At 65.3% G+C, this 18,665-nt stretch carries 14 protein-coding genes; 10 read left to right on the plus strand and 4 right to left on the minus strand.

Annotated features, from left to right (window positions below):
- The first annotated feature begins 144 nt into the window (after positions 1-144).
- The 5 genes from IEJ03_RS12030 (at position 145) to tal (ending at position 4,826) form a co-directional block, all read left to right on the plus strand.
- Entirely contained in the window at positions 145-1,185 is a 1,041-nt protein-coding gene (locus tag IEJ03_RS12030) for a sugar ABC transporter substrate-binding protein (RefSeq protein WP_202884369.1), read from the plus strand.
- Between the two features lie 86 nt (positions 1,186-1,271).
- Entirely contained in the window at positions 1,272-2,345 is a 1,074-nt protein-coding gene (locus IEJ03_RS12035) for an ABC transporter permease (protein ID WP_192035093.1), read from the plus strand.
- Positions 2,345-3,130 carry an ATP-binding cassette domain-containing protein gene (locus tag IEJ03_RS12040; RefSeq protein WP_242457954.1) on the plus strand — a complete coding sequence of 262 codons (786 nt, stop codon included), beginning with the start codon at positions 2,345-2,347 and terminating at the stop codon, positions 3,128-3,130. Before IEJ03_RS12035 ends, IEJ03_RS12040 begins: the two co-directional genes overlap by 1 nt.
- Before the next feature lie 3 nt (positions 3,131-3,133).
- Positions 3,134-3,790 (plus strand): nucleoside triphosphate hydrolase, encoded by a 657-nt coding sequence (locus tag IEJ03_RS12045; protein WP_192035095.1) that lies wholly within the window; start codon positions 3,134-3,136, stop codon positions 3,788-3,790.
- Positions 3,791-3,857: 67 nt separating this feature from the next.
- Complete coding sequence (tal, locus tag IEJ03_RS12050; protein WP_192035096.1) at positions 3,858-4,826, plus strand: transaldolase; 969 nt, start codon at positions 3,858-3,860, stop codon at positions 4,824-4,826.
- Between the two features lie 68 nt (positions 4,827-4,894).
- Here tal and IEJ03_RS12055 read toward each other — a convergent pair whose 3' ends face one another.
- The 3 genes from IEJ03_RS12055 to IEJ03_RS12065 form a co-directional block, all read right to left on the minus strand.
- Positions 4,895-7,267 (minus strand): FdhF/YdeP family oxidoreductase, encoded by a 2,373-nt coding sequence (locus IEJ03_RS12055; RefSeq protein ID WP_192035097.1) that lies wholly within the window; start codon positions 7,265-7,267, stop codon positions 4,895-4,897.
- Positions 7,268-7,359: 92 nt separating this feature from the next.
- Positions 7,360-8,169: a formate dehydrogenase accessory sulfurtransferase FdhD gene (locus tag IEJ03_RS12060; protein WP_192035098.1), complete on the minus strand. Its 810-nt coding sequence runs from the start codon at positions 8,167-8,169 to the stop codon at positions 7,360-7,362.
- 216 nt (positions 8,170-8,385) lie between these two features.
- Positions 8,386-9,246 carry a LysR family transcriptional regulator gene (locus IEJ03_RS12065; RefSeq protein ID WP_192035099.1) on the minus strand — a complete coding sequence of 287 codons (861 nt, stop codon included), beginning with the start codon at positions 9,244-9,246 and terminating at the stop codon, positions 8,386-8,388.
- 148 nt (positions 9,247-9,394) lie between these two features.
- On the opposite strand from IEJ03_RS12065, the gene IEJ03_RS12070 reads away from it, so the two are divergent.
- Complete coding sequence (locus IEJ03_RS12070) at positions 9,395-11,242, plus strand: ABC transporter ATP-binding protein (protein ID WP_192035100.1); 1,848 nt, start codon at positions 9,395-9,397, stop codon at positions 11,240-11,242.
- A gap of 27 nt (positions 11,243-11,269) precedes the next feature.
- Here the strand turns inward: IEJ03_RS12070 and IEJ03_RS12075 are convergent, their stop codons facing one another.
- Positions 11,270-12,775: an NCS1 family nucleobase:cation symporter-1 gene (locus IEJ03_RS12075; protein ID WP_192035101.1), complete on the minus strand. Its 1,506-nt coding sequence runs from the start codon at positions 12,773-12,775 to the stop codon at positions 11,270-11,272.
- Between the two features lie 553 nt (positions 12,776-13,328).
- On the opposite strand from IEJ03_RS12075, the gene IEJ03_RS12080 reads away from it, so the two are divergent.
- The 4 genes from IEJ03_RS12080 (at position 13,329) to preA (ending at position 18,531) form a co-directional block, all read left to right on the plus strand.
- Positions 13,329-14,195, plus strand: coding sequence for a nitrilase-related carbon-nitrogen hydrolase (locus tag IEJ03_RS12080; RefSeq protein ID WP_192035102.1), 867 nt, complete (start codon positions 13,329-13,331; stop codon positions 14,193-14,195).
- Between the two features lie 95 nt (positions 14,196-14,290).
- Positions 14,291-15,733 carry a dihydropyrimidinase gene (hydA, locus tag IEJ03_RS12085; protein WP_192035103.1) on the plus strand — a complete coding sequence of 481 codons (1,443 nt, stop codon included), beginning with the start codon at positions 14,291-14,293 and terminating at the stop codon, positions 15,731-15,733.
- Positions 15,734-15,814: 81 nt separating this feature from the next.
- Complete coding sequence (locus tag IEJ03_RS12090; RefSeq protein WP_202884370.1) at positions 15,815-17,233, plus strand: NAD(P)-dependent oxidoreductase; 1,419 nt, start codon at positions 15,815-15,817, stop codon at positions 17,231-17,233.
- Positions 17,233-18,531: an NAD-dependent dihydropyrimidine dehydrogenase subunit PreA gene (gene preA / locus IEJ03_RS12095; protein WP_192035104.1), complete on the plus strand. Its 1,299-nt coding sequence runs from the start codon at positions 17,233-17,235 to the stop codon at positions 18,529-18,531. The genes IEJ03_RS12090 and preA overlap by 1 nt, the downstream gene beginning before the upstream one ends.
- The last annotated feature ends 134 nt before the right edge of the window (positions 18,532-18,665 follow it).

The following is an 18,665-nucleotide window of genomic DNA, read 5'->3' on the forward strand; positions in this document are numbered from 1 at the left end:
CTCTCGATGTCAGAGAGATAGTCTGCATAGACGATCTGCCTGCCTTGAAGGATAAACCTGCTGCCGTCCTGAATACTAATTACTTCAAAATGAAGTAGTAAATATTCTCGAAGGCATCCCATGACTCGAACCGGAAGGACAACAATGACAACAACCAAGACCCGCATTGCCGCACTGATGGCCGCAACTGCACTCGCGAGCACGACCATGGTGGGCACCGCCATGGCCGATGATCACACAACCAGCGCCTGCTTGATTACCAAGACCGAAACGAATCCCTTCTTCGTCAAGATGCGAGAAGGCGCTAACGCCAAGGCCGAGGAACTCGGCATCGAGCTCAAGTCGTTCGCCGGCAGGATTGACGGCGACCACAAGACCCAGGTGCAGGCGATCGAGACCTGCATCGCCGACGGCGCCGACGGCATCCTGCTAACGGCCTCGGATACCTCAGCGATCGTGTCAGCGGTTCAACAGGCGCGTGACGCCGGCATCCTGGTCATCGCGCTGGATACCCCTCTCGATCCGATCGACGCAGCCGACGCCACCTTCGCGACGGATAACTTCAGGGCGGGTGAGCTGATCGGTACCTGGGCAGCCGGCCGACTTGGCGACGAGGCCGAGAATGCACGCATCGGCCTGCTTAATGTGAATGTCAGCCAGCCCGCAGTTGGCGTGCTGCGCAATCAGGGGTTCCTGGAAGGCTTCGGCATCGACCTGGGCGACCCCAACAAGTGGGGCGACGAGACGGATTCTCGCATCGTCGGCCAGGACATCTCGGATGGCAACGAGGAAGGCGGGCGTGAGGGAATGGAAAACCTGCTCGTCGAAGACCCGATGATCAATGTGGTCTACACGATCAACGAGCCGGCCGCCGCCGGGGCCTATCAGGCGCTGAAGTCCATGGGCCGCGAGAACGAGGTGCTGGTCGTATCGGTCGATGGCAGCTGCTCTGGCGTCGCCAACGTCAGAGACGGCGTGATCGGCGCCACCGCGCAACAGTATCCCTTGCGCATGGCGTCCCTCGGCATCGAGGCCATCAAGACGTGGGCCGACGAGGGCATCAAGCCGGAGCCGACACCGGGTAAGGATTTCTTCGACACCGGCGTTTCGCTGGTCACCGATCAGCCCGTCGACAATGTGGATTCCATTTCGGTCGCCGAGGGCATGCAACGTTGCTGGGGCTGATTATCTGCCCATGAGCCGAAGGGGTGGCCGCGACGCCGCCCCTTTCCACCCCAAGGCGATAATTGTATCAACCCCGTGAGGACTCCATGGACAAACCTGAAGTGAAGCGGCAAGAGAGCGACGTCGCTCTCGCCACTGCCAGTGAGACCGTTGCCGACTTCAACCCCCATCGTTCCGGCGTTGCCCACCGGCTGCAGCACGCGCTGCACATGAACCCCGCGATCGTGCCCATGATCGTGCTGCTGCTCTCGATCCTGCTCTTCGGCGCCTTGCTGGGCTCCAAGTTCTTCTCGCCCTTCGCGCTCACCTTGATCCTGCAACAGGTGCAGATCGTGGGGATCGTCGCTGCCGCCCAGAGCCTGATCATCCTGACAGCGGGCATCGATCTCTCGGTGGGGGCGATCATGGTGATTTCATCAGTCGTGATGGGGCAGTTCACCTTTCGATACGGGATCCCGGTTCCGGTCAGCATTCTTGCCGGCCTCATGTGCGGCACCTTCTTCGGCTGGGTCAGCGGTGTCCTGGTATCCAAGGTCAAGCTTCCGCCCTTCATCGTGACGCTCGGCATGTGGCAGATCGTGCTTGCCACGAACTTCCTCTATTCGGCCAATGAAACGATACGGGCCCAGGACATCGAAACCCATGCGCCCCTCCTGCAGCTATTCGGCGAGAAATTCAACATCGGGGGCGCGGTCTTCACCGTGGGGGTCGTCTTCATGGTGGCGTTGGTGCTGGTGCTCACTTATGCCCTGCGCCATACCGCCTGGGGACGGCATGTCTATGCCGTGGGTGACGACAAGGAGGCCGCCGCTCTCTCAGGCGTCAAGACGGACCGGGTGCTGATCTCGGTCTACATGCTCTCGGGGCTGATCTGCGCCTTTGCGGGCTGGGCCCTGATCGGGCGTATCGGCTCCGTCTCGCCGACGGCAGGCCAGCTCACCAACATCGAATCCATCACCGCCGTGGTGATCGGGGGGATCTCGCTCTTCGGCGGTCGCGGCTCGATCCTCGGCACGCTATTTGGCGCGCTCATCGTCGGTGTCTTCACCCTCGGGCTGCGACTCCTCGGAGCCGATGCTCAGTGGACCTATCTTCTCATCGGCGTGCTGATCATCGGCGCGGTCGCCGTGGACCAATGGATCAGAAAGGTGTCTGTCTAATGCAAGCACAAGCCCCCATTCTGCAGGCCAAGAACCTCGTCAAGCGCTACGGCCGCGTCACCGCCATCGACCACTGCGACTTCGAGCTTTACCCCGGCGAGATCCTCGCGGTGATCGGGGACAACGGCGCGGGCAAGTCGTCCCTGATCAAGGCGCTGTCTGGCGCCGTCACACCCGACGAGGGCGAGATATACCTGGACGGCCAACGGGTGAAGTTCTCCTCCCCGCTGGATGCCCGCGAACAGGGAATCGAAACGGTCTACCAACAGCTGGCAATGTCGCCCGCCCTGTCGATCGCAGACAACATGTTCATGGGCCGCGAGATTAGAAAGCCGGGCATCATGGGCAAGTGGTTTCGGCAACTGGATCGACCGGCGATGGAGCAACTCGCGCGCGAGAAGCTGAGCGAGCTGGGGCTCATGACGATTCAGAACATCCGCCAGGCCGTCGAGACCCTCTCCGGTGGTCAGCGACAGGGGGTGGCCGTGGCCCGCGCCGCCGCATTCGGTTCCAAGGTCATCATTCTCGACGAGCCAACGGCCGCACTGGGCGTGAAGGAGAGTCGCCGCGTGCTGGACCTCATTCAAGAGGTGAGATCACGGGGCATCCCGATCGTGCTCATCAGCCACAACATGCCGCATGTCTTCGAGGTAGCCGATCGCATCCATATCCACCGACTCGGCAAGCGACTTTGTGTGATCCGGCCCGACGATTACACCATGAACGACGCGGTCGCACTGATGACAGGCGCGAAGGAACCCTCTCAACTGGCAGAGGCGGGCTGATCGATGGCACCAGCATGTACCGATAGCGAGGCCGTCCTGGAGCTGATCAACCAGACGACGCCCTGCGACAAGCGAATCCTCATCGCCATCGCCGGTCCCCCCGGCTCAGGAAAATCGACGCTCGCTAAAGACGTCGTCGAACGACTGAACGCGACGTCAGGAAGCGAATCCCGGGCGGCGCTATTGCCGATGGATGGTTTTCATCTCGATAACGATATTCTTGCGGCACAAGGCATGCTGGCCCGCAAGGGGGCGCCGGAAACCTTCGATGCTCAAGGGTTGGTGCGGCTGGTGCGCCGCATAAGGACAGGCGGGGCCGACATACCCTATCCGTTATTCGATCGAGCACTCGACCGGTCCCTGCCAGAGGCGGGGCTCCTCAAGGCGGACACCCCCATCGTCGTGATCGAGGGCAACTATCTGCTGCTCGATGCGCCGCCGTGGCAGGAGCTTGCCGAATTGTTCGACGCCTCGGTGTTTCTGGCGCCGCCGATCGAGACGCTCGAGGAGCGCCTCATCGAGCGCTGGCTGAGCTTCGGATTCTCCCCCGAGGCGGCCGTGGAGAAGGCCAAAGGAAACGATCTCAAAAACGCCTCCATCGTCCTCGACAACAGTCGCAAAGCCGACCTGCTGCTCACGCAGAAGGACAGTGACCACTGACTGGCTGCCCTGCCTTGCCCGGTTGCGGCGCCCCTGATCGATAACGCCTCATGTTAGAGGAACCACCATGCCTAACCTGCTCGAACAACTGAAACAACACAGCACCGTGGTCGCCGATACCGGCGATCTCGACGCCATCCGCCGCTTCGCTCCCCGGGATGCCACCACCAACCCCTCGCTGATTCTCAAGGCGGTGCGGTCCGGCCAGTATGATGCGCTGCTTGAAGAGATCCTGAACGCCGCCCGGGACCATAACGGGACCCTGGACGAGGCGGTGGATGAGGCCTGCGACCGGCTGGTCGTGGCGATGGGCGGTCTGATTCTCGACCATGTGCCCGGCCGCGTCTCCACCGAGGTCAATGCCCGGCTGTCGTTCGATACCGAGGGCAGCATCACCAAGGCACGCCGCCTGGTGGCACTGTATGAAGAGGCCGGTATCGGACGTGAACGCATCCTGATCAAGCTGGCCTCGACCTGGGAGGGAATCCGTGCCGCCGAGGTACTCGAGCGCGAGGGCATCCAATGCAACCTGACGCTGATCTTCAACTTTGCCCAGGCCCGCGCCTGCGCCGAAGCCGGCGCCTTCCTGATCTCGCCGTTCGTCGGCCGGATTCTGGACTGGCACCGCAAGGCGGATCCCGATACCCGCTATGCGCCGGAGGAAGAACCCGGCGTGCAGTCGGTACGGGCCATCTATCATTACTTCCGCCGGCTTGAGTATCCGACCGTGGTGATGGGGGCGAGCTTCCGCAACAGCGGCGAGATCCTGGCGCTGGCCGGCTGCGATCGCCTGACCATAAGCCCGGCCCTGCTGGAGGAGCTGACCAGCAGCGAGGGCAGGGTCGCGCCGGTGCTGAACGACTCGCGGGAACGCGACACCCGCCCGGCTCCACTGACCGAAGCGGCATTCCGCTGGCAGCTGAACGAGGATGCGATGGCGACCGAGAAGCTGGCCGAGGGCATCCGTGGCTTCGAAGCCGATCAGTTGAAGCTCGAATCACTGCTGCACGACCGCCTCGCCGCGGACAAGGCATAAAGGCACCCGAGACGCGTACATCATCGCGTCGCCGCTAATCTGAGGGCCTGGCCCGCATCGCCTCCAGATCAGGCGATGCGGGCGCTACGCTCGAGCCGGATCGCCACCGCCTTGGAGGTCGGGGTATCGGTACCCTGGCCGACACTCTCCAGCGGCACCAGGGGGTTGGTCTCCGGATAGTAGGCCGCGCAGCAGCCTTCGGGAATGTCGTATGCCACCAGCCGAAAGGCCGGGGCACGACGGGGCGCGCCATCGTGATCGAGCCCGATCAGGTCGACCCAGTCGCCGGCGGTCAACCCCAGTCGCTCCATATCCGCCGAGTTGGCGAACAACACCCGGCGCTGGCCTTTCACGCCGCGATAGCGATCGTTATAGCCATAAACGGTGGTGTTGTACTGATCGTGACTGCGCAGGGTCTGCAGGGTCAGCCAGCCGGCATCGCGCTTGGCGTGCATGCGCTGATGCAACAGCACCTCGGGCAGCGGTGCGGCGCTGAACTCGGCGCGCCCGCTTACCGTGGGAAAGCGCCGCTCGCGGACGGGATTGGCCAGATGGAAGCCCCGCGGCCGGTCGAGGCGCGTATTGAAGTCATCGAAGCCTGGAATCACCGCGGCGATCTCATCACGAATCCTGTCGTAGTCGCTGGCAAGGGCGTCCCAGTCGACCAGGGCGGGATCGATGCCTCGGCGCGGCAACACCCGCGCAAGGGTCGCCTCGGCGATACCGGCGATGATGGCGGGCTCGGAGCGCAGCCGGGGCGAGGCCGGTTCGGTGCGCCCGGCGCTTGCGTGCACCATCGACATCGAGTCCTCGACGCTGATCTTCTGAATCGCCCCCGCCGGCCCCTGGCGGTCGCGCTCGCTGCGCCCGAGGCAAGGCAGAATCAGCGCATCGCCGCCCACCACCAGATGACTGCGGTTGAGCTTGGTGCTGATCTGCACGCTGAGCCGGGTGCGACGCAGCGCCGCCTCGGTGCGCGGCGTGTCCGGGGTGGCGCGGGCGAAGTTGCCGCCAAGCCCCAGGAACACCTCCGCCTGGCCCGCCTCCAGGGCATGGATGGCGCCCACGGTATTGAGCCCGGGCTCGCGGGGCATGGCCACGCCGTAGCGCGCTTCCAGGGCATCGATCAGCCAGGTGGGCGCCGACTCGTCGATGCCCATGGTGCGATCGCCCTGCACGTTGGAGTGGCCGCGCACCGGGCAGGCGCCGGCCCCCGGCCGACCGACGTGGCCGCCCAGCAGCAGCAGATTGATGATCTCGCGCACCGTGGCCACCGAGTGCTCATGCTGGGTGATGCCCATCGCCCAGGTGATGATCAGCCGTTTGGTGCTGGCATAGATCTCGGCAACATGCTCAAGCTCGGCGCGCACAAGCCCGGACTGGTCTTCGAGATCCGGCCAGGGCGTCGCCTCGACCAGGGCTCGCCACTCGGAGAGTCCCTGGGTGTGCTGGTCGATAAACTCGGTCGCTGGGGTGAAGCGCCCCTGTGCCTCCAGGGCAAACAGCGCCTTGGCGATGCCCCGCAGCGCCGCCATGTCGCCGCCCATGCGCGGCTGCAGATAATCCGAGCTGATCGTCTGGCTGGCGCCACGCAGCATCTCGAACTTGTCCTGAGGGTCGGCGAAGCGCTCGAGCCCCCGCTCGCGCAGGGGGTTGAAGGTGACCACCCGCGCACCGCGCTTCACCGCCCGGCGCAGATCGCCGAGCATCCGCGGGTGGTTGGTGCCGGGGTTCTGACCGAGCACGAAGATGGTATCCGTCTCTTCGAAGTCCTCGAGCAGCACCGTGCCCTTGCCGGTCCCCAGGCTCGCCTTCATGCCTACACCGCTCGCCTCGTGGCACATGTTCGAGCAATCCGGGAAGTTGTTGGTCCCGAAGAGCCGCACAAACAGCTGATAAAGATAGGCAGCCTCGTTGCTGGCCCGGCCGGAGGTGTAGAACAGCGCCCGGTCGGGGTCATCGAGGGCCGCCAGGTGATCGGCGATCAACGCGAAGGCCTCGTCCCAACGGATCGGCACATAGCGGTCGCTGTCCGCGTCATAGCGCATCGGCTCGGTCAGCCGGCCCTGATCCTCGAGCCGGAAGTCGTCCCAGCTGGCAAGCTCGCTCAGGGTGTGACGGGCGAAGAAATCACGGCCGACCCGCTTGGCGGTGGTCTCCCAGGCGACCGCCTTGACGCCATTCTCGCAGAACTCGAAGGACGAACCCTCCAGCGGATCGCCCCAGGCACAGCCCGGGCAATCGAAGCCCGCCGGCTGGTTGGTCGACAGCAGCGCCCGCACACCGGTCAGCGGCGCCCGGTTGTGCTGCAAGTGTTCGCCCACGCTCTTCAGGGCGCCCCAGCCCCCGGCCGGGCCACCATAGGCCTTCACCCGCGGGTCGCGGGTCAACTCTGGGTCGGCTTGGGGAATACCTGCAGTGTCGTGCGTCTCGGCAGTCATGGAAGTCTCGGCAGTCGGGGCAGAATCAAGGGTGTCGGAGATCGAAGCAGACGTGTTCATCGGCCTGTTTCTGGGCCTGTGTCCAGGTATCGTCATGACCGGGGCTCCTCGTCGGGAGCATGACCGCTGATCAGCTCCAGGCGCCGACCGCGGTGACAGCAGATAAGATTGAGACCGCAGGCCCTCGCCACCTCCACGGCCATGGCCGAGGGGAGCGACAGGGTGGCCAGCGTCGTAATGCCGGCGCGCACCGTCTTCTGCACCAGCTCCAGGCTGCAGCGGCTGGACAGCAGCACGGCGTCAGGCATGCGCCCGCGGCGAAGCCCCTCGCCGATCACCCGATCCAGGGCGTTGTGGCGACCGATATCCCAGCCGTCCATCACAACGCTGCCGCTGGCCTCCAGTCCCAGCGCCCCATGCTGGCCGCGCCGGGCGCGGGCCTCGAGTTCTGCAAGCCCCCGACGAAGCGCCTCGCTTGGCAGCGGTGGCCGGGCCTCGAGCCGCTTGAGTCCGGCCATCAGCTGGGCCTCATCGACCATGCCGCAGGCCCCGCAGCTCGAGACCGACGCCGCCGGGCGCCTGCCCGCCTCGGCGCGGGCCGCCACCGACGGCGCGACCTCGAGGGCGACCGACAGGCCGTGTCGCAGCCGGGCCAGTTGCACGGCGTGCACCTGATCGATGCTGTCTATCCAGCCGGCGGTAAAGGCATGGCCCAGCGCCAGCGGCTCGAGGGATTCGGGGGTGGCAAGCAGCGAGACCATGGCGGTGTCGTTGAGCAGCAGGGTGATGGGCCGCTCCTGAGGGCCCTGCCAGTCTCGCAGGGGAGCCTCGCGACGGTCGTCATAGCCCGCGGAGGCGGAAGGGATATTACGCGGCGTCAGCGAGAGCGCGGGGGAGGACATGCGGCAGGATCCGGGTGGCGTAGAAGACACGACGCTACCCGAAGGCGATGGCCTGGCGCCAATCGAGACGGCTGATGCCGTCATAGAGGCTGTCTATCTAAAAGGCGGCTTGGCGACAGGAGCGCCTGGCGGCAAGCGGCCTTTCTAGACGCGAGCGAGGGACAGCCGATCGGGGCGCTGACTCCCCCGTGGCCAGTGCTGACTCGGATGAGTGGCTCATCCCGCCGGCCAGACCGCCAGCACCGCGTCGAGCAGCCGGCTGGTGGGCCGCTGCCGACTCCACAGTAGCCCCACACGATCTCCAGGGCCCGGCAAACGGCGCGCCACCAACCCGGGCGCCAGCCGCCTCGCCGCGGCCTCTGGCATCACCCCGACGCCGTGGCCGGCGACCAGCAGTTCCCCCAGGGCATGGAGGGAATTGGCCTCGAACACCGGCTCGATGGCAAGCCCCCGCTCGGCCAGCCGGGACTCGAGCAGCTGGCGGTTGTGCATCTCGGGCGTCAGCAGGCATAGCGGATAGGCCGACAGATGCGACCAGTCCAGGGGCTCTGGCAAGCTGAAGTGCGCAGGCGCGGCCACCAGGGCGGGCGCCTCCTCGATCAGTGGCCGGCAGACGAATCCCGCCATGGCGGGGGTGTCCAGATAGCCCACCACCAGATCCAGGGCGCCGTTGGCGAGCCCCTGCGCCAGATCCGGCGTGGCCAGCTCGCGCAGCCGAATCGAGAGCCTGGGATGCGACTGGCGAAGCGCGCCCAGGCGGCCGATCACCTCCCCAAGCGCGGTGGGAATGACACCTAGAGTGAGACATCCCGCCAGCGGTGCCTCGGTGGAGAGCTCGCCGCGCAGGGCGGCATATTCATCGAGAATACGCCGGCCATGCTCAAGCACCCGCTCGCCTTCAGGAGTGAAGCCTTCGAAGCGGCGGCTGCGCCGGATCAGGCGGGTGCCGAGTTCCTCCTCGAGCTGGCGCAGCCGCGCCGAGAGGGTCGGCTGGGTCACATGGCAGGCCGCGGCGGCGCGCCCGAAATGGCGCTCGCGGGCAAGCGCCGCGAGAAAGGCGAGCTGACGATGGTCCACGCGTGTCTCCGCGACTCGATGAGGTCGATAGGGTGCCCTGGCGGGGCGGCTCACGTCATTGGGCGCCACCGGCGCCGAGGGCGTGAACAGCACGCCCCCACCGGTACCGCCTGATACACTCGGGCCATGACCGCCAAGGAGGCTTATCTTGTCACCACCGCCCTCCCCCACGCCAGCCCGCTTCTCGAGCTTTATCGGCGTGTTTCGCTACAGCCGCCGTGCCCTGGCGCTGGTGTGGGATACCTCCCGTGGCCTGACCCTGGGGCTTGCGCTCTGCACCCTGGTGGCCGGCGTGCTGCCGGCGATGGCGGCCTATGTCGGCCAGCTGATCGTCGATGCGGTGGTGGCCGCCATGGATCACTACCAGGCCGCAGCCACGCCCTCACTGCTCGAGGAAGCTCGGCCGGTGCTCAAGTACGTGGCGCTCGAAGGGCTGATCATTGCCCTGATCGACCTGGCCCGGCGCGGGCTCTCGGCTCAGCAGTCGCTATTGCGGGCGCTGCTCGGCCAGAAGGTCAACGTGATGATCCTCGAGAAGGCCGGCACCCTGTCGCTTGCCCAGTTCGAGGACTCGGAGTTCTACGACAAGCTGACCAGGGCCCGCCGCGAGGCCTCGACCCGGCCGCTTTCCCTGGTCAACAAGACCTTCGGGCTCTTGCAGAACGGCATCTCGCTTGCCAGCTTCGCGGTGCTGCTGGTGCAGTTCTCGCCCTGGGCGATCGCCATCTTGGTGGTTGGCGCCCTGCCGGTGTTCCTCTCCGAGGCCAAGTTCTCCGGCGATGCCTTCCGGCTCTTTCGCTGGCGCTCTCCGCAGACCCGCATGCAGATGTACCTGGAGACCGTGCTGGCCCGGGAGGACAGCATCAAGGAGGTCAAGCTGTTCGGGCTCGAGCCCTTGTTCCTCAAGCGCTACCGGGACATCTTCGACGGCCTCTACGCCGAGGATCGGCGCCTAACCCTGCGCCGCGACGGCTGGGGCTTCGTGCTCGGCCTGCTGGGCACCCTGACCTTCTACGGCGCCTATGCCTGGGTGGTGCTCGACACCGTGGTCGGGCGGCTGACGCTTGGCCAGATGACCATGTACCTGATGGTCTTCAAGCAGGGCCAGGCGGCCCTTTCGGCTAGCCTCACCGCGGTCAGCGGCATGTACGAGGACAACCTCTACCTCTCGAATCTCTATGAATACCTCGAACAGCCGGTCGACGCAGAAGGCGGCAGCCTGACTCGGGGCGCGGCCCCCGGCGACGGCATCCGCTTCGAGGGAGTCGGGTTCACCTACCCGGGCGCCGAGACGCCGGTACTTGCCGATATCAGCCTGCACCTGCGCCCGGGCCAGAGCCTGGCGCTAGTCGGTGAAAATGGCTCCGGCAAGACCACCCTGATCAAGCTGCTGACGCGTCTCTACCCGCCGAGTGAAGGCCGCATCCTGCTCGACGGTAGCCCGCTCAAGGACTGGGACGTGCAGGCACTGCGCCGGCGCATCGGGGTGATCTTCCAGGATTTCGTGCGCTATCAGCTACAGGTGGGCGAGAACCTCGGCGTCGGCAACGTCGACGCCTTCTCCGATGAGGCCCGCTGGCGCTATGCCGCCGAGCACGGGCTCGCGGATGACTTCATCGCCCAGATGCCGGCCGGCTACGAAACCCAGCTGGGACGCTGGTTCAAGGGCGGCCAGGAGCTCTCGGGGGGGCAGTGGCAGAAGGTGGCGCTGTCGCGGGCCTACATGCGCGAGGACGCCGACATCCTGGTGCTCGACGAGCCGACGGCGGCCATGGACGCCGCCGCCGAGGCCCGGATCTATGCCCGCTTTCGCGAGCACCGCCGGGACAAGATGACCCTCCTGATCTCGCACCGCTTCTCGACCGTGCGGGCCGCCGACCAGATCCTGGTCATCGACCAGGGACGGATCATCGAGCGCGGCGATCACGAACACCTGCTGGCCGAGAACGGCCGCTACGCCCAGCTCTTCCGGCTGCAGGCCGAGGGCTATCGCTAGGCGGGCGCCCGGATAGCCCAGGGGGGACTAGGAGCTGGCCTCCTCGACCGCCGGCGTGGGCACCCTCACCGGCTTGGCCAGCAGCTGGCTGGCGACATAGTAGATCACCGCCCCCAGCGCCGAGCCGGTGAACCAGCCGAAGTCGTAGAACCAGCTCATGGTGCCGGTCGAAAGCGAGATCACGGTCAGCCCCACCGGGATCAAGAAGGCGATGAAGCCGGCCGGGTTGTAGGCCGGATAGGCGCCCCCATCCCGATACAGGCTTACCACATCCAGCGACTGGCGCTTCACCAGGAAGTAGTCCACCGCCATGATCCCGGCGATCGGCCCCAAGAGGCTCGAATACCCCAGCAGCCAGTTGGAGTAGAGGCTCTCCAGGGTCACGTCGGAGACGATCAGCCCGGCCTTCTGCAAGAGGTCATAGCCCATCAGCAGCACCCCGACCAGACCGGTCATCAGCACGCCACGCGTCTGGTTGATCAGCTTCGGCGCGATGTTCTGGAAGTCGTTGGTGGGCGAGACGATGTTGGCGGCGGTGTTGGTAGAGAGGGTCGCGACGATGATCAGCACCATGGCGATCCCCACCCACACCGGGCTGTCGATGCGCCCGATCAGGCTGACCGGATCGGAGACCGTCTCGCCGACCAGCGAGGCGGAGGCCGCGGTCATCACCACCCCAAGCGCCGCGAAGAAGAACATGGTCAGCGGCAGGCCGATCACTTGGCCGATGATCTGATCCTTCTGGCTCTTGGCGAAGCGGCTGAAGTCGGGAATGTTCAGCGACAGCGTCGCCCAGAAGCCGACCATGGCGGTCAGGCCGGCGAAGAAGTAGCCATACACCGAGGCTCCTTCCGGACGCGACGGCGGCTGGCTCATCAGCTCGCTCACCGACACATGGGGCATCGCCCACACCATCAGCCCCACGCCCACCGCCAGCAGCAGCGGCGCGGCCAGGGTCTCGAGCCACTTGATCGACTCGGCGCCGCGGATCACCACGTAGAGGTTCATGGCACCGAAAACGAAGAAGCCGATCACCTCGCCCACCCCGTCCAGCGCCTTCCAGGCCGGGAAGATCGCCGACAGCAGCAGGTGGATGGCCAGGCCGCCGAACATGGTCTGAATGCCGAACCAGCCGCAGCCCACCAGTGCCCGGATCAGGCAGGGCACGTTGGAACCGCGGATGCCGAACGACGAGCGCAACACCACCGGGAAGGGAATGCCGAACTTGGTGCCCGGAAAGGCATTCAGGGTCAGCGGTACCAGCACCACCACGTTGGCCAGCAGGATGGTCAGCAGCGCCTCGCCCACGGACAGGCCGAAGTAGGCGGTCAGCACGCCCCCGAGGGTGTAGGTCGGCACGCAGATCGCCATGCCTACCCAGAGCGCCGCCACGTTCCAGCGGCTCCAGGTTCGTTCCTTAAGCCGCGTGGGGGCGATGTCCTCGTTGAAGCGAGAGCTATCCCGCACGTCGCTGCCGACCTCGAGCTCGATGAGCTCGCCGCGGCGAATGGTATGTGAAGTGGTTGCCGTCATTGTTGTTGTCTCCTCAGTGGCTCGCCAAACGCCCAGACGTGCCGGGCCGTCATGCTGCATCGCAAGAAACATGCCCGAATCGCGATCGAACACGGCCTGCGTGGCCGGTGGAAGGCCGGATAGCCCGGCCTTTCGCCGCCAACTTATTGATTTATTTCCTCACCCAAAACCTGTCTCTACCGTCAATTTTTTAAGGGCACCTGCCCTGATGCCCTTCGCATCAAGCCAAGGCGGCATCCTGACACCATAGTCAATTTCTAAGATGGTGCATAAAACACCCCATCAGGCGCCTTGCACGGCCTAGAAGAGAAACACAAGCCAATGTTTTTAAAGATTAAAGCGCCCAGGACTGCAGAAGAGTCATAAGAGTGCACTCAACACACCAAAACGGAGAAAGCATTTTATTTCAATAAGTTAAGACATTTCATAAGCAAAAAGTCAGGTGATAAAAAATGCTTGCAAGGTCTGCCTGCGAGGGTCTAGCTTTTCCATAACCTGACTCGATAGTCAGTTTTTAAAAACCACAACAACAAGACCAGATGAGGATCATGCGATGGAAAAGGTGAAGATCGGCGTCATCCAGATGGGCCTGAAGACCGGCACCGACCTCGACCCCGCGGCGATTCGCGACGCCATGAACGAGGCGCACCTGCCGCTGATCGAGCAGGCCGCCGAACAAGGCGTCCAGGTGCTGTGCTTCCAGGAGGTGTTCAACCAGCCCTACTTCTGCCCCAGCCAGGACAAGAAGTGGTACGACGCCGCCGAGCGCGTCCCCGAGGGCCCGACCTGCCAGATGATGCAGAAGCTCGCCGCCAAGCACCGCATGGTCATCATCGTGCCGATCTACGAGGAAACGGTGACCGGCATCTACTACAACACCGCCGCGGTCTTCGATGCCGATGGCAGCTACCTCGGCAAGTACCACAAGACCCATATTCCCCAGGTCGCCGGGTTCTGGGAGAAGTTCTACTTCAAGCCGGGCCAGTCCGACTGGCCGGTGTTCGACACCGCCTACGGCAAGATCGGCGTCTACATCTGCTACGACCGCCACTTCCCAGAAGGCTGGCGGGCCCTGGCCCTCAACGGCGCCGAGATCATCTTCAACCCCAGCGCCACCGTCGCCGGGCTTTCCCAGTACCTGTGGGAACTCGAGCAGCCCGCCTCCGCCGCCGCCAACGGCTGCTTCATCGCCGCCATCAACCGGGTCGGCACCGAAGCCCCCTGGAACATCGGTGAGTTCTACGGCAGCTCCTACATCGCCAATCCCCGGGGCGAGATCGAGGCCCAGGCCAGCGCCAAGGATGACGAACTCCTCGTGCACGAGGTCGACCTGGCCATGGTCCGCGAGATCCGCAACAACTGGCAGTTCTTCCGCGACCGCCGCCCCGAGACCTACACCCGCCTGACCGACGGCGAATAGCCGCACGCCCTGCCGCCCGACGGGCGGCAGGCCCACGACTGCGAGACTCCGACAATAAGCACGACTTTTCGGACAACACCTAGGGAGCAGCGACCATGACGCTCTTGATCCGTGGCGGCACCGTCGTCACCCATGACGAGACCTACCGCGCCGACGTCCTGTGCGTCGACGGCCAGATCGCCGCCGTCGGCCCCGACCTCGAGGTCCCCGCCGGCGCCGAGATCATCGATGCCGCCGGCCAGTACGTGATGCCCGGCGGCATCGACCCGCACACCCACATGCAGTTGCCCTTCATGGGCACGGTGGCCAGCGAGGATTTCTACACCGGCACCGCGGCGGGGCTGGCCGGCGGCACCACCACCATCATCGACTTCGTGATCCCGAGCCCCGGCCAGTCGCTGATGGAGGCCTTCGAGACCTGGCGTGGCTGGGCCGACAAGGCCGCCGCCGACTACGCCTTCCACGTCGCCATCACCTGGTGGGACGACAGCGTGCGCGAGGACATGGGCACGCTGGTCCGCGAGCACGGGGTGAACAGCTTCAAGCACTTCATGGCCTACAAGAACGCCATCATGGCCACCGACGACATCCTGGTGGAAAGCTTCACCCGTTGCCTGGAACTCGGCGCCGTGCCCACCGTGCATGCCGAGAACGGCGAACTGGTCTATCACCTGCAGCAGAAGCTGCTGGCTCAGGGCATCACCGGTCCTGAGGCCCACCCGCTGTCGCGTCCGCCGCAGGTCGAAGGCGAAGCCGCCAGCCGTGCGATCCGCATCGCCGGCACCCTGGGCGCCCCGATCTACGTGGTGCACGTGTCCTGCAAGGATTCGCTCGACGAGATCACCTATGCCCGCCAACAGGGCCAAGCGGTCTATGGCGAGTGCCTCGCCGGCCACCTGGTGATCGACGAGAGCGTCTATCGCAACAAGGACTGGGACACCGCCGCCGGCTATGTGATGAGCCCGCCGTTTCGCAGCAAGGCGCATCAGGACGCCCTGTGGAAGGGCCTGCAATCAGGCAACCTGCAGACCACGGCAACCGACCACTGCTGCTTCTGCGCCGAGCAGAAAGCCATGGGCAAGGACGACTTCACCAAGATTCCCAACGGCACCGCCGGCATCGAGGACCGCATGGCCGTGCTGTGGGACGAGGGCGTCAACTCGGGCCGGCTTTCGCTTCAGGAGTTCGTCGCCCTGACCTCCACCAACGCCGCCAAGATCTTCAACCTCTATCCGCGCAAGGGCGCGGTGCGGGTCGGCGCCGACGCCGACCTGGTGGTCTGGGATCCCAAGGGGACGCGCACCATCTCGGCCAAGACCCACCACCAGAACATCGACTTCAACATCTTCGAGGGCAAGACGGTCACCGGCATTCCGCGCCACACCATCAGTCAGGGCAAATGGGTATGGCGTGACGGCGAGCTGCATGCCGAACGCGGCGCCGGCCGCTACCTCGAGCGTCCGGCCTACCCAGGCGTCTATGACGTACTCAAGCGTCGCGCCGAGGTCAATACCCCCACCGCCGTCGACCGCGATTGAAGCGTTGCTCACGAAAGCGCACTGAAGCCCCTCGCGCCTGACAGGCGCGAGGGGCCTATAACAACAAACGAGGTGATCACCGTGACCCACCCACTCAGCCATCCACTCAGCCACCTGCCCCGCGCCGCGGACAGCCGTGACGCGAGCGTGGCCCTGGAGGCAGGCTTCAGCGACCTGCATCCACCGCTGACCTCGCGCCAGGCCATTATCGAGAGCCAGCGCTGCCTGTACTGCTATGACGCGCCCTGCATCCAGGCCTGCCCCTCCGATATCGACATCCCGCGCTTCATCCGCGAGATCAGCGAGGACAACCTCAACGGCGCCGCCCAGACCATCCTCGAGCAGAACATCCTCGGCGGCAGCTGTGCCCGGGTCTGCCCCACCGAGATCCTCTGCGAGCAGAGCTGCGTGCGCAATCACCACGAGGAATGCCAGCCGGTACTGATCGGCCTGCTGCAACGCCACGCCATCGACAATATGGACTTCGACGGCCATCCCTTCACCCGCGCCGCCGAGACCGGCAAGCATATCGCCGTGGTCGGGGCCGGCCCGGCGGGCCTGTCCTGCGCTCATCGTCTGGCGACCCATGGCCACCGGGTGACCATCTTCGAGGCCGAGCCCAAGCCCGGCGGGCTCAACGAATACGGCATCGCCCGTTACAAGCTCACCGACGACTACGCCCAGCAGGAGATCGATTTCCTGCTCGAGATCGGCGGCATCGAGATTCGCCATGGCCAGCGCCTGGGCGACAACCTGACCCTCGAGACGCTCCAGAGCGAGCATGACGCCGTCTTCCTCGGCCTCGGCCTCGGCGCCAGCCGGCAGCTGGGCCTGACCGGCGAGCGCTCGGATGGCGTAGCGACGCCCGGCGTAGCGACGCCCGGCCTGATGCCGGCCACCGACTACATCAAGGAGCTACGGCAGGTGAGCGATCTCGGCGAGTTGCCGCTGGCCCGGCGCTGCGTGGTGATCGGCGCCGGCAACACCGCCATCGACATGGCGGTGCAGATGGCCCGCCTGGGCGCCGATGACGTCACCCTGGTCTACCGCCGCGGCGTGGAGGCCATGTCGGCCACCGGCCACGAACAGGACATCGCCCGAGCCAACGGGGTGCGCATCGTCACCTGGGCCAAGCCCGACGAGGTGCTGCTGGATGATCAGGGCCGAGTGGCCGGCATGCGCTTCGAACGCACCCGCGAGCAGGATGGTCGCCTGGTCGGCACCGGCGACACGCTGGAGCTTCCCGCCGATGCGGTCTTCACCGCCATCGGCCAGACCTTCGCCGCGGACAGCCTGAGCGATCCCCGCGCCGCGCGACTCGAGCCGCAGGGCGACAGGATCCATGTCGATGCCCACCTGCGCACTAGTCTGCCCGGGGTCTATGCCGGCGGTGACTGCGTGGCGCCGGGACAGGATCTCACCGTGCAGGCCGTGCAGCACGGCAAGCTGGCCGCCGAGGCCATTCACCAGGACCTCATGGCCCGTCAGGAGGTGGCGTAATGAAGGCGTCAGCGAAACATCCCAAGGTCGATCTGAGCATCGAGTTCGCCGGCATCAAGTCGCCCAACCCCTTCTGGCTGGCCTCGGCGCCCCCCACCGACAAGGCCTACAACGTCGAGCGCGCCTTCGAGGCCGGCTGGGGCGGCGTGGTGTGGAAGACCCTCGGCGAGGACCCGGCACCGGTCAACGTCTCCTCGCGCTATTCGGCGCACTTCGGCAAGAATCGTGAGGTGCTGGGCTTCAACAACATCGAGCTGATCACCGACCGCAGCCTCGAGATCAACCTGCGCGAGATCACCGAGGTCAAGAAGCGTTGGCCGGATCGGGCCATGATCGTCTCGATCATGGTGCCCTGCGTCGAGGAGAGCTGGAAGGCGATCCTGCCCCGGGTCGAGGCCACCGGCGCCGACGGCATCGAGCTCAACCTGGGCTGTCCGCATGGCATGCCCGAGCGCGGCATGGGCGCCGCAGTGGGCCAGAACCCAGAGCTGATCGAGCAGGTCACCCGCTGGTGCAAGACCTACTCGAGCCTGCCGGTGATCGTCAAGCTGACTCCCAACATCACCGATATCCGTGAACCGGCCAAGGCCGCGCTGCGCGGTGGCGCCGATGCGGTGTCGCTGATCAACACCATCAACTCGATCACCTCGATCGATCTCGACCAGATGGTGGCCAAGCCGACGGTGGGCACCCAGAGCACCCACGGCGGCTACTGCGGGTCGGCGGTCAAGCCGATTGCCATGAACATGGTCGCCGAGATCGCCCGCGACCCGGCCACCCAGAACCTGCCGATCTGCGGCATCGGCGGCATTTCCACCTGGCGCGATGCCGCCGAGTTCGTGGCACTCGGTGCCGGCGCCGTGCAGGTGTGCACCGCCGCCATGCTGCATGGCTTTCGCATCGTCGAGGAGATGAAGGACGGCCTGGCGCGCTGGATGGAGGAGCAAGGCCACGCGAGCCTCGAGGCGTTCTCGGGCAAGGCGGTGGCGAACACCACCGACTGGAAGTATCTCGACATGAACTTCCAGACCATCGCCCACATCGACCAGGACAAGTGCATCCAGTGCGGGCGCTGCTACATCGCCTGCGAGGACACCTCGCACCAGTCGATCGCCCAATTGATCGAGACCAGTGGCGCCCGTCGCTATGAAGTCATCGAGAAGGAATGCGTGGGCTGCAACCTGTGCCAGATCACCTGCCCGGTGCAGGACTGCATCACCATGGTGCCGCAGCAGCACGACAAACCCTACATGAGCTGGAACGAGGACCCCCGCAACCCCTTCCGCGCCGCGGGTTAAGAGAGGTCTTTAGCTAGACTTTTCGGACAAAACCTAAGTCCCATCTCCTCGCCACTCTCTCGACACTCTCACGCCACCCCGGGTCCGCCCGGGGTGGCGTGTGTCTGGCGGGTCATTATTCGGGACTTAATTAA

Source organism: Halomonas sp. YLGW01, assembly GCF_014840935.1.
Taxonomy (GTDB): Bacteria; Pseudomonadota; Gammaproteobacteria; order Pseudomonadales; family Halomonadaceae; genus Onishia.